We start from the raw sequence: 12255 nt of genomic DNA, 5'->3' as shown, positions 1-12255 counted from the left end.
ACTTAATACCATTAGATCATTTATATCAATACGAATTGTAGGAGGTTATATGATGAACTCTGTTTTATCGGCAGTTACTAAAAATGACAAGCAAGCTACGAAAGCGCTATTGAGAGATTACCCTAAGATGTGTCAAATGGTTACGGGATTGTCCTATAAACAGGAGCTAACGCTACAAGAGCAGCAAGTAAGTAAAGCGTATAAGCATTTAGTTGAGCATGTTCAACTAGCACACTCCCTTATATTAGATGATGAAGTGAAACGCATTATAGACCATAGGTATTTCAAGTCAAGGAGTTATGTTCTTACATCTATACAATTTCGGAGCATCATGAGTGAGAGGACTGTAGATCGTAGGCTGGAGAAGGGTATAACCATGATTACAGAAAGCTTGAAACTTTGGGGAGTGATTTAGAACGATGACGGTAAGCTGGCGGCAACGTGACAGTCTTCTGGCGGAAGTTCGAAGATATAGTAGATTCATAGAGAGGAACACTCTCGGGTGTATCTGCTACCCCTTATCGTTGCAGAACTCGGCTGTGCTGTGGGTCAGATCATTGACCTTAGACGTGAATCGTCAAGGGTGCGGTGCGGGGGAACAGAGGTAAGACCACTCTATGGTTTAGATAAGTTAAAGTTTCGAAGAAAGGAGGGTCCTATGCTTGCATTAGAGGGTATTCGTACTGTTATTATCGCGGGGTTATCTACTCATGTTGGTAAGGAAGTTATGGTGACAAATGGAACGGGTGACAATCCAGAAGGTGCATTGCTCACCTGCGATTTCTCAGATGTGTTCCATAATAGTCGTGGATTTCCAGTCGTTATGCAAGTGGGAAATAAGCTCGTTAAGACAGAGACGGTACATTTCACTATGACGTTCTTATCTTTCGATGACGACAAGGCAATCCGCACACAGAATGCTTGGACTGCCCGGGAATGGTTTAAGTCGGAGGGACATGTAGAACTGAAAGAAAAGGTTAATGTGGTTGTAGCGAAAGTAGGATCAGTAAGCAATAGAGATATTCAGAACGGTACGGTATGGGAGCGTCGTGAAGGATTTGACGTGGAGTTCCGAACGCTGGATATCTTGGAATCAGATTTAGAATGGATCGAACAAACAAAAATTCAGAGGAGTTGAGGACTTTGTCAGTAAGAAATGATGTAACTGTAACGATTGATATTCAGCGTCCAACACCTAAACTCGGTTTTGGCAAACCGATGATTATTGGTGAGAGCGTAAGTGGGATGGAGTATACAAAGTATGCTGATTTAGATGCCGTTAAGAAGGATTTTGCAGAGAATACTGAAGTGTATAAGGCAGCTTATGCGCTCTTGAATCAGGGTGATCATTCACCAGCTGAAATTGCCATTATGCTTCATAAAACGGTAGGAGAAACGCTAGAGGATTTGGTAGGAAAGATATTTACTAAGGATTGGTATTTCCTTCTATCTACTTCTACCGAGCTTGCTGATATGACAGCTATTGCCGAGGCAGTAGAACAGAATGGTAGGCGGATGTATATTGCCCGTAGTAGTGATAAAGAAACCCTTACTGCAATGAAGGCTAAGAAATTCACGCGTACAGCCGTTTTCTATCATGAAGATGTATCTAATTTTCCCGAAGCAGCGTGGGCCGGTCGAGCAGCATCAACATCGCCTGGCGCTCTGACATGGAAGAACCTAACGGTGCGTGGAATTATACCTGTCGATATGGATACAACGGAATTACTTAATATTCATGATCTTGGTGCGAATTCGTATGTCACCAAAGCAGGAGATGACGTTACAAGTGAAGGCAAGACCGTAAGTGGTGAATATATCGATATTATTCATTCCCAGGACTATATTACGCAAAGTATCGAACTTGCTGTACAGAAGCTGTTCAATCGACAGGATAAGGTTCGCTACGATAATACTGGAATTTCTCAGATTGAGGGCGAAGTTAAGACTGTGCTGAAGCGAGCGGATATGAACGGCATGATTGCTCAAGATGATGAAGGTCTACCGTTATATAGCACAACCTTTAAGCCACGTTCCCAAGTGGACCCAGCGGATCGTGAGAAGCGGGAATACAATGATGGTTCATTCTCATTTGAATTATCAGGAGCCATTCACAAAACTAAAATAAGCGGCGTTATTAAGCTATAAAAGGGAGAGATAATTATGGCAACAACTTATGATCCGATGGACCTAACTGTGACGATTGATGGGGTATATATTACTGGATTCTCAGAGGATATGGTGGAGTTTGAGAAGGATGAGGATGCGCAAACAGCAAAAGTAGGTTCTCAGGGTGACGTTGTAATGACAAAGGTGAATAACCCATTGGGTACGCTCACCTTGACGTTATTTCCAACCAGTCCACAGGTTGCATTCCTAGACAAGATTGCACGTACAGGCAAGCTTGTGCCGATCTCGATTATTTTCAATGGCGAGCCTAAGGAAACAATTACAGTGACACAAGCTTTTGTTAAAAAGCCGGCTACACGCACTTATGGCAATGAAGCGGAAGACCGCCAGTATGAAATTCAATGTCTTGACCATGTGGTCGAGTAAACTAGAGGAGACGATCATTCATGTTTAAACAGAAAAATTATACATCTAAAGCATTGGAGAAGGAGTACATGTTCCAACATCCAGGTGTACGTACAGTATCCAAAATTAAGGATGCAGCTATGAACAAGCATGGTGTTGTTCTTGAGGAGCGTCTGGCCGAAGAAGTGCTGAAGCACGTTGTCGTTAATCCCAAAATGAAAATTGATGATTTCTCGAATTATAAGGAATATACCGAAGTCATCAATGCAGCTTACTCGTTTATCTCGGGTCAGGACGAGGACGGTGAAGAGGATGACCATAAGCAGGGCGGAAGCTCGCAGGAAAGCTAAAGAAAATTGGCATATGTGGCGCTTGATGTTATCGGATATGAAAATTTCATATAGTGATCTGGATAAGATGGATCATGATGATCTAGCAGAAGCGAATGCGGCTTTGGATCTTTATATGGAGCATCAAAAAAAGGAAATGAATAAGAAATGAGTACCCCATTCGGGTACTCTTTCTTTCATATGAGGTGATTTATTTGGCTGATGTAAAGATCGGTGATCTCACTTATGAGGTTGACATCAAAGTTGTTAGCTTTGCACTGAAAGAAGCTGAGAAGAAGACGATTAAGTTAACGGATTTGGTCAAAAAACTAAACGTTGTAGGTAATGCTGGTATATCTTTAGGGAAGAAAGCAATGGCCGCAGCAGATGAATATTCAAATGCCATGACGACGATTCAACAAGCGACAGGTGCCACCGATGCACAGATGAAAGCTACAGAGGGCGTTGCAAATAATTTATACAATCAGAATTTCGGTAAGTCGTGGGAAGATTTGGGGAGCGCGATATCAACAACGATGCAGATTACGAAGCAATCCGGAGATGACTTACAGAATACGACCAAGAATGCTTTATTATTAGAGGAAGCATTTGGTTATAGCGTCACTGAATCTGTAAAGACTGCAGATACGATGATGCAAGCTTTTGGCGTAACTTCCGAACAATCTATGGGACTATTAGCGCAAGGAGCACAAAGTGGATTAGATCAATCAGGTAAGCTTGTAGAGACGGCTAATCAATATTCTAAACCATTTCAGGAGTTAGGATTTACCGCTAATGAAATGTTTGATACTTTGGCTGCTGGATCAAGCGATGGTGCGCTTAGTCTAGATACAGTGGGTGCTGCGATTGAACAATTTAGTATACTTTCGACCAGTGGATCAGATGAAACGAGAAAGGCATTTCAATCTCTCGATCTGAATGCAGATCAAATGATCAGCACTTTTACCGCTGGTGGACCTCAAGCGAAGCAGTCGTTCTCAGGAATAATGCAGATGCTTTCCGAGATAGAAGATCCCTTGAAGCGAAATTCTATAGGTGTGGCTCTAATGGGAGATCAATTCAAGACATTGGATGCTCCTATTATTGCTGCTATGGGAACAGCGAGAAGCCAGTTTGATATGACGAAGGATACGATGGAGCAGATGAATCAGACAAATTTTGAATCTCCTGGAGAAGCGCTTGAAACAATGGGAAGGCAAATTGAAACAGGAATTTTAGTTCCAATGGGATTATTATTGCTACCCGTGCTGGAACTTATTTCTGACGCAGTAGGGTTCTTTATTGATCATATTGATGTACTGGCTCCAGCTCTTGGGAGTGTCGCGCTAGTTCTTCTAGTGGCCATGATTCCTGCTATGTGGGGAGCTGCTGTTGCTGGATGGGGAATGATAGCGCCACTTCTTCCCATTATAGGACTTGCAGTACTTGTTGGAGCTGCTATAGCAGGTGTTATCCTGATTGTTAAAAACTGGGGTGCGATATGGACTTGGGTATCGGAAAGACTAACTGCGTTTATGGGGTTTATAAGGACTTGGGGACTTAGTTTGTTAATGGTATTTGGTACTCCCATTGTTGCTCTTATCGCTTTTGTAATCAGTTATTGGAATCAACTATCAGTATTTACTGTAGCGATATTTAGCAGTATTGGTATTGTTCTAAAAGCTACCTGGGATAGTATTATGTTGATCGTATCTTCAGCAGTGGAGATGATTGTAGCTTTCTTTACAGGAAATTGGGATGAGCTCTTGAGAGTAATGCTTGAAGTTGGGGCAGGGATACATCAAGTTGTAACTGATATGTGGGATGGGGTAACTAACAACTTTAAAACGGGAGTCAACGCAGTAGTAAGCATACTCAATGATATGATCGTAAAAGTGAATAGTGCACTTAGCTTCCAGCTGCCAGATTGGTTAGGTGGTCACGAGTTTAACGTGAACATTCCTTTAATTCCAACCATTCCTACTGTTCCTAAAGGCTCTGCTTCTCCAGCTGTTCGCAACGCAGGAAGGATCGGTGGTCCTGCTATAGATCAAAGTTTAGCCGTAGGACTAGATTATGTTCCTTTCGATGGTTTCATCGCTGAACTCCACAAGGGTGAAAGAGTCATGACGGCTGCGGAGAACAAAGCTTATTCATCCGCAGATCCAGCAAGAAGCTATCCAGCTAGAGTAGCACAAAGTAATGGTGGAGTCTCTATTAATGTAACCGTCCCTGTCACTGTGGAAGGCGGTACTGGTACGCTTCCAAATGCACAGAATATGGGTGCTGTTGTTGCCCAAGAAGTTCAAAAAATATTGGAAAGCGTGCTGAGACGTAATGGATTGGGGGCGAGTGGATAATGGCTATTCTTAACGGTCATTACATCTTAGTTGAGGATGAGAGCCCGAGCTTTGAAGTGGATATCACTGATCAGCCTGTGGAGAGGGATATTGACCTCAGTGACCATGTTCAACGTAAAGCCCGGACACTTTCTATTAGCGGCATTATTGTTGGTGACAATGCGGATAGTACACGGGCGATGATCGTGAAGGCTCAGGATCGAGGAGAGGTAGTTCGTTTTTCGGGTCGAACTATGTTTACTGGATTACTCTCAGGGTTCTCTCCTAAGCATGACCATACGATTAAGGACGGATTCGCGTTTTCATTGACGATGAAGGAAGTTCGAATTGCAGTTTCATCTTATGTGGGGAAACTTCCAACACCGGTTAAAGTACAAGTTGCCAAGGCTGCCAACGCCGGAGTTAAACAACCTCAAAGTAAAAAGAGTTCTACAACTAAGGCTAGTAGCGGTAATTCTAGTGATTCTAGTAATTCGAAGAAACCAACCAAGGTGACGTCTAAACCAAAGGTGACGAAATCGAAACATAAGAAAGGGACTCCATGGGAAATGGAGATGTAAAGGGAGGAGGAGGGAATATGAACTATATAGACATTGAAAAGAATCTTATTCCGTATCGGTTCGATCTTTCGCTTGCAGACGAGGTCTTTACCTTTGAAGTGAATTATAACGAGGATTACGATTTCTTTACGGTCGATCTAGAACGAGATGGGGAAGTGTTAATTGCAGGTGAGAAACTAATTTATGCGATGCCCCTTTTTTATGACGTCATGGATCACAGGTTCCCTAAGGTCTCGATCATTCCATACGACGAATCTGAGAACAGTATAGATGTAACATGGGAAACACTCTCTGAGAGTGTTTTTTTATATGTCATTGAAAGTGGGGAGGAAGAGGATGGCTAACTTTGGACGAGTTGCAGAGATGATCGTCGCCAATCGTAAATTCAGTATGGAGGATTTTACAATGGAAGCAACCATTCCTTTTGATGTTGATATTTTGCCGAATGAGAGTGAAATTAAGATTTGGAACTTATCGGATAAGACGTTGAACAACATGAAGTATGGTGCGCTCTTGCAAATGAATAGTGGTTATCGTGGAGATGTGGGTCTTATGCTACAGGGCTATATATCGAAGGTCCAGACACAATGGGAGGGTGTAGATAAGGTAACATCGATCTTTGTGTTAGATAGTGAGGATAAGAATTACGATAAGAAAGAAGTAAATGAAACCGCATTTGCAAGGAACACATCGGCTAGCTACATCATCAAACAAATGGCAAAAGTCATAAATCTAGCTATAGCTCAAATGGACCTGAATGTGGACTATCAGTATAAAGAGGGTTACACAGCCAAGGGGAATGTCATCGAGATTATTACTAAGGTTGCGAAAGACTGTGGTACATCCGCCTTTATTAATAAAGGAAAGTTGTATGTGCGAAGTTTGCGCCGTGGAGGAGATCATGTGTTTCGCTTAGCTAAAGCAACGGGCTTAATTGGGACACCAGAACGATTTGAAGAGGGTGGGTTCAAAGGATTTAATCTCAAATCACAATTACAGCATCGTATAACAACGGCTTCTGTTGTTGATCTGGCATGTTCACAATTTGAAGGGCGCTTATATGTTCGGAGTGGTACACATCATATTAGTCGCACTGGGGATTTCACTACGGAAATGGAGGCTATCATGTGAGAAATGATCCGGCTTCAACATTGTCTGAAGTCATTGCTCAGATGATGGTTCACCAGTTGAATGCAGTTCATGTGGGCTTCCCATGTCGTGTCATTTCATTTGATGAAGTGACATGTAAGGCCGATGTGCAGCCGTTGGTTCGAACTTCCGATGGTGAACCTGCCATGATTCAGGGTGTACCTGCGCTAGGGCATAGATTCAAAGTTAATGAGATAGAACAGGTCTATAGACCAGCTCTTAAATCTGGGGATACCGTATACGTCGTGTGTGCGGATCGAGAAATCAAGAATGCTCTGAATGGGCAGGTGGCTTCCGTAGATACAGAACGAAGACATGACGTGAATGATGCTGTCATTGTGGGGGTGTTTGGATGCAGTCTTTAAAGTTAAGTGAGACCGGAGATATTCTAATGAATATTGCAGGCGATTTAGTGGTGGTAGAGGGGGCCAAGGAAGTCGCTCAATGCTGTCACATTGGAATTGGAACGAATAAAGGTGAATGGTTTCTGAATCCGGATATGGGAATTACATTCTCTAAGTTTCTGGGGAGACAGTTGAACGAGGAAGACATGCGTGATGAATTGATACAGGGACTGATGCAGGAAGAACGAATTCAGTCTGTGGATCTAATTAAATTCACAATTGACCCGAAATCTCGGACGTTGCTGGTAACATTCGATGCTACTAGTACAGAGGGAGAACGGATTAAGGCGGAAGGAGTGAGTATTGGTGCTGGATAGAACAGGGTTTAAGCGCAGACGATTCGAGGACTTATTTGCAGAGATGAATGACAAGGCGAAAGAGACATTTGGGGAAAAGGTGAACACTTCCGAAAGATCGCCGTTAGGAATTATTCTGCGTATCTTTGCATGGTTTCTCTCTAAGTTGTGGGTGACAGCAGAGGACGTATACAACAACAGTTATATAAATAGTGCAGAAGGTAGTAGCTTAGATCGGCTGGGTCCCCACGTAGGGATTACTCGCGTATTGGATCAATATGCTCGGGGTACTGTTCAATTGACAGGAACATCGGGTCATACGTTGGCACAAGGATTCCGTGTTGCAACCGAGACGAAGGTTTATTTCGACACGACGGAAGATATAACTTTTGATAGTACTGGCATAGCGACGGTTCCTGTGGAAGCTGTAGAAGCAGGTCAGGCCGGGAATGTTGCTGCGGGTTCGATTATCGTCATTGTGAATCCAACCCCGGATGTTACAGGTGTGACGAATATCGTGCCAGCCACGGCTGGGCGAGAGAAAATGACGGACTTAGAATTCCGTGATTTATTTACTCAGTCGGTTGCTGGTGGGGGTGCGGCTACGATTGATGCTCTAATTGGCGCATTGCTTAGGATTAATTCGGTCAGAGCAGCGACAGTCATCCAGAATTACTCTAACGAACCGGACGTTGCAGGGCGACCTCCTCATACCTATCAATGTTATGTGTTAGGTGGGGATGATGATGAGATAGCACAAGCCATCTTTTCAACTGGAGCGGGTGGTATTGAGTCTTATGGAGATATTGTAAAGACGGTCTTGGATATTGGTGGCTACGGGCATGAGGTGAAGTTCAGTCGCGCGGAAGAAGTGATCTTGCAGGTCTTTGTCAATCTGACGACTAATGAACAGTATCCGGCAGATGGGGATGAACAGATTCGATCAGCGATAGTTCGTTATATTGGTGGGGAAGATGGAGGCAGTTACTACAGCGGATTATCGATGGGTGCATCAGCCGTATACAAAAAGCTGGTCAGCGTAATAGATCAAATTGAGGGCATAGAGGATTTTACGTTAAAGATGGGTAAGGACGATGTGCTGGAAGAGGATAACGTCACTTTAGAGCGCTATCAAGTCGCCCAGATTAGTGCTAAGGACATCGTGGTGAATCGTCATGTTTAGTATGAAGGATATGCTATCGCGGTTCACAGATGTGTTCAACAAAAATCCGAATAGCAATATCGGTAAATTAATCGGTATTCTCTATGCTCAAATGGAAGAGCTAAACACTTCTCTCGAGAAGGTTCGCGAGTGGCGGGACATTGATAAAGCTCAAGGGACGACATTGGATCGTATCGGTCAGAATGTCATTCAGCCACGTGGTGCCGCGACAGATGAGGTGTACAGGGTGCTGTTAAAGTCCAAGATAGCAAGAAATCTATCGAAAACAGACATTAACACGATTATACGAGTGCTTGCTTTAGCTTTAGATTGTGATTATAAAGATATTCAAATCAAAGAAAAATTTAGCGATCCGAACGAGCCGGAAGCAGCATCACTCTCGTTAATTCGCATGCCCATGAAAAGACTGAATGAGGTGGGAATGTCACCTTTACAATTCGCGAAGATTATTCAGAAGACAGCAGCTGCTGGTGTTAGTATTGCTCAGATTGAATTAGCAGGCACATTTCGGCTGTCTTCCATTTATGAAGGGTTGCAACGGGACGAATTTGGATTATCCGATCCAGATATGACCGTAGGTGGCACGATTGGAGAAGTTTATGTACCAGGCAATGATTACGAATTACCGATATAGGAGGGATTATCATGGCATTTAATAAACAAGCACCAGAGTGGGGAGCAATAGGGATCGAGCCTCCCGAGTCTAAGAGGATTGCAGGTTGGGAAGTAGAAGATCGTCCGCCTGCAGCGTGGTTGAACTGGTTCATGAACCTGACGGCTGAATCACTTCAGGAGTTACAGGAGAAGGCAGCGGAGAAGACATATGTGGATGAAAAAATAGCGGAAGCTATTCCAGATGATGCATCATTGACCGTAAAAGGAATTACACAACTAAACAGCGCTGTAGATAGCACGTCAGAGACGGAGTCGGCTACGCCAAAGGCAGTTAAAATTGTAAATGACACTCTTACTACACATACGGCGGAAGATGCGACATTAACAACAAAAGGACATGTCCAACTATCTAATGCCACGGACGGTATACGTGAGGACGTAGCAGCTACAGAGAAAGCTGTAGGACTATTGCACAATGAATTAAGCAACGATTCACAACTTTCAGCTGTACTCAAAGATGGTACGCAAGTTATTCAAGGCGGACAGGCCCCAGCTATTGCTTTTCCGAAGATTGAAGGGCGGACGCTGATTAACATGTACGGAGACGCTGGGAGTTGCGAAAATGCTGAAAAACTCAATGTAAACGGGTTGTATCAAGGGGCTACGGCTTCATTGGATGCCGTCAATAAGGTATCAGGAAATTATGGAGCGAAAGTAACGATTCAGACGGGGTTCCCGACACGGGGAAGCACCGCAGGAGCCTATTTTGATTTCCTAGCAGGAAGAAAGTATCTTCTTGCGGGTTACGTTAAAAACGGAAATGCCACAAGTGTGAACTTAACCGCGCCTAATGTTGGCGGGATTCACACGCCAGTAGTAACAGACACAACTAAGTTTAATTTCATTTATAAAAAGTTCGCAGTTGCAACTACCATTCAATCTTATTTGTCGATTGGTGTATCAGGGGCGCCTGGTCAATATGCGTATGCAGATAATATTCGCTTGTATGAATTATCCGAGGCGGAGTATATTGCAATAGACACGATGACGGCTGAGCAAGTATCTGCTAAATATCCATACGTAGGAACAGGAATACACGGAATTAAAGATGTAACTATTACTAGCGCACAGGATAACCTATTGCCGCCGTTTAGTGAATGGATACGTATACATCATAATGCAACTATTGTATCTGCATACGGTTTGAAACACATAAAAACAGTAACAAGTACCGCGGAATCAAGTTCTTCAAAAAACATTCCAGTGGAATCGGATACGACTTACACAGTCAACAGTGGTGGTGGATCTTTCGTGGTCTATGGATCTAGAGACGGGATAACTTATGGCATATTGCAAAATGTATTTACGGGCACAAAGACAATAACTGTAGACGCGACAACTAAATTTTTAATGATAGAAGCTTACATCACCGATTTAATAACAGGAGTAATGGCATGGACGAATCCGATGTTAATAAAAGGAGAAACGGATAAACCATTCAAACCGCAAAGTAAGACGTCCTTGACTGCTTATACCGAGTTACACAGCAATATAAACGGTACGGTAAAAGATTTGTTGGAATATGTAAGCGGTAAGCCGAAGAAGGTTAAACGGTGGGAAAAGGCTGTACTGGACGGATCACTTAGTTGGATTTTAAGTCTAGCCCTACCGGGAGCCTCGCATAAAGTTTTTCGTGCACAAGCCCCAAATAGTCATTCATTCAGTGGGGTGGTCACTAAGTTTAATGGGGCAGTACTAACAACTATTGCCCCAGGTACATGGAGCGCCGAGGACCAAACAGTTCTTGCTGTGGACGGTTATTTATACTTGTCGGTATCTAATGCAGAAAGCGGATGGGGTGATGCATACACACCAACAGCTGAAGAGGTAAAGGCATATTTTAATGGTTGGAGGATGGCAGAAAACAGTAATTGGGGCGCTCCTTATAACGGAACAGGCACTAAAGCATGGGGGCGTATAGACTCTTCCGGAGGACTGATTTCTAGTTCTGGCGTTTTAACCGTTCCTACAATGTTAAACGATCAAGGAGGCTATACTCCATACGAACTGCTCTATCAATTGGCATCTCCTATTATCGAGGATATTCAGATAAGCGGTACAGTCGTACTGGAAAGTGGAGGTAACTACGTAACCGTAAATTCTACCAACGTCCCCATCAATCCAAGTACAATCACATATGCAAATAGTTTTTATAGTGCATTGAGAGATATTGAGCGTTCTTTCTCAGTAAACAATGGACTTTTCGGTGGTATGAAGCCCGAAAATTTCATATTCGGCGATAGTAGCAGAGGATCTACCTCTTGGGTTCGTGGTGTCAACAACATAAAGAAGTCAGGATCGTATTATGTTACACATAATTTCGATGGGTTGCCGTACTCAACAAATGGCTATATCGATCACAACCAAACCCCAACTAGTGATGATTTTGCAAAACAAGTATTTACACCTTATGAATCAGACAAAAAGTATTTCAGACGACAGTTGTCAGGTATATGGGGCCCATGGGTAGAGATATGGACAACAGTTAATAATCCTGCAAGCTTGGCTGCAAATGGATACCAAAGGCTTGCTAGTGGGTTGATTATTCAATGGGGAACTGTTGGAGTTCCAATAGGAGGATTGACAATTACTTTCCCTGTTTCATTTCCTAATAACATCCTTCATGTAAATGGTATGGCGGTAGATAGTGAGGCTACCGTTGTAACATATACAGGAGTTACTCTACATGCAGTAGCGATAAAACACAGTGAACAGACGGGGCCTAGAAATATAACTTGGTTTGCAATAGGCGTTTAAAAAAGGA

15 protein-coding genes are annotated in these 12255 nt (G+C 43.1%); all 15 read left to right on the top strand.

Going from position 1 to position 12255, the window contains the following annotated elements; all coding sequences use genetic code 11:
- Window positions 1-49: 49 nt before the first annotated feature.
- The 15 genes from ACP8HI_RS16560 (at window position 50) to ACP8HI_RS16490 (ending at window position 12248) form a co-directional block, all read left to right on the top strand.
- Window positions 50-415, top strand: a complete 366-nt coding sequence (locus ACP8HI_RS16560; RefSeq protein WP_438347303.1) for a hypothetical protein — start codon at window positions 50-52, stop codon at window positions 413-415.
- A 243-nt stretch (window positions 416-658) separates the two neighbouring features.
- A complete protein-coding gene (locus ACP8HI_RS16555; RefSeq protein ID WP_438347302.1) occupies window positions 659-1138 on the top strand; it encodes a phage neck terminator protein in 480 nt (159 codons plus the stop codon).
- A gap of 5 nt (window positions 1139-1143) precedes the next feature.
- The gene (locus tag ACP8HI_RS16550) at window positions 1144-2148 is read left to right on the top strand and encodes a DUF3383 family protein (protein ID WP_438347301.1); all 1005 of its coding nucleotides are present in this window, start codon (window positions 1144-1146) and stop codon (window positions 2146-2148) included.
- A 15-nt stretch (window positions 2149-2163) separates the two neighbouring features.
- The gene (locus ACP8HI_RS16545; RefSeq protein ID WP_438347300.1) at window positions 2164-2556 is read left to right on the top strand and encodes a phage structural protein; all 393 of its coding nucleotides are present in this window, start codon (window positions 2164-2166) and stop codon (window positions 2554-2556) included.
- Window positions 2557-2576: 20 nt separating this feature from the next.
- A complete protein-coding gene (locus tag ACP8HI_RS16540; protein ID WP_438347299.1) occupies window positions 2577-2885 on the top strand; it encodes a hypothetical protein in 309 nt (102 codons plus the stop codon).
- A gap of 13 nt (window positions 2886-2898) precedes the next feature.
- Window positions 2899-3036 carry a hypothetical protein gene (locus ACP8HI_RS16535; protein ID WP_438347298.1) on the top strand — a complete coding sequence of 46 codons (138 nt, stop codon included), beginning with the start codon at window positions 2899-2901 and terminating at the stop codon, window positions 3034-3036.
- Window positions 3037-3079: 43 nt separating this feature from the next.
- A complete protein-coding gene (locus ACP8HI_RS16530; RefSeq protein ID WP_438347297.1) occupies window positions 3080-5224 on the top strand; it encodes a phage tail tape measure protein in 2145 nt (714 codons plus the stop codon).
- Window positions 5224-5784: a phage baseplate protein gene (locus ACP8HI_RS16525; protein WP_438347296.1), complete on the top strand. Its 561-nt coding sequence runs from the start codon at window positions 5224-5226 to the stop codon at window positions 5782-5784. Before ACP8HI_RS16530 ends, ACP8HI_RS16525 begins: the two co-directional genes overlap by 1 nt.
- Window positions 5785-5801: 17 nt before the next feature.
- Window positions 5802-6128: a phage baseplate plug family protein gene (locus tag ACP8HI_RS16520; RefSeq protein WP_438347295.1), complete on the top strand. Its 327-nt coding sequence runs from the start codon at window positions 5802-5804 to the stop codon at window positions 6126-6128.
- Window positions 6121-6915 (top strand): phage protein, encoded by a 795-nt coding sequence (locus ACP8HI_RS16515; protein WP_438347294.1) that lies wholly within the window; start codon window positions 6121-6123, stop codon window positions 6913-6915. Before ACP8HI_RS16520 ends, ACP8HI_RS16515 begins: the two co-directional genes overlap by 8 nt.
- The gene (locus ACP8HI_RS16510) at window positions 6912-7298 is read left to right on the top strand and encodes a Gp138 family membrane-puncturing spike protein (protein ID WP_438347293.1); all 387 of its coding nucleotides are present in this window, start codon (window positions 6912-6914) and stop codon (window positions 7296-7298) included. Before ACP8HI_RS16515 ends, ACP8HI_RS16510 begins: the two co-directional genes overlap by 4 nt.
- Window positions 7286-7654: a DUF2634 domain-containing protein gene (locus ACP8HI_RS16505; protein ID WP_438347292.1), complete on the top strand. Its 369-nt coding sequence runs from the start codon at window positions 7286-7288 to the stop codon at window positions 7652-7654. The genes ACP8HI_RS16510 and ACP8HI_RS16505 overlap by 13 nt, the downstream gene beginning before the upstream one ends.
- A complete protein-coding gene (locus tag ACP8HI_RS16500; RefSeq protein WP_438347291.1) occupies window positions 7644-8816 on the top strand; it encodes a baseplate J/gp47 family protein in 1173 nt (390 codons plus the stop codon). Before ACP8HI_RS16505 ends, ACP8HI_RS16500 begins: the two co-directional genes overlap by 11 nt.
- Window positions 8809-9450 (top strand): hypothetical protein, encoded by a 642-nt coding sequence (locus ACP8HI_RS16495; protein ID WP_438347290.1) that lies wholly within the window; start codon window positions 8809-8811, stop codon window positions 9448-9450. Before ACP8HI_RS16500 ends, ACP8HI_RS16495 begins: the two co-directional genes overlap by 8 nt.
- A gap of 11 nt (window positions 9451-9461) precedes the next feature.
- Window positions 9462-12248 carry a pyocin knob domain-containing protein gene (locus ACP8HI_RS16490; protein ID WP_438347289.1) on the top strand — a complete coding sequence of 929 codons (2787 nt, stop codon included), beginning with the start codon at window positions 9462-9464 and terminating at the stop codon, window positions 12246-12248.
- Window positions 12249-12255 lie beyond the last annotated feature (7 nt).

The sequence above is a fragment of the Paenibacillus sp. FA6 genome (assembly GCF_051550225.1).
In the GTDB taxonomy this organism is placed as follows: domain Bacteria; phylum Bacillota; class Bacilli; order Paenibacillales; family Paenibacillaceae; genus Paenibacillus_AQ.
This window is presented reverse-complemented; position numbering and strand designations above follow the sequence as displayed.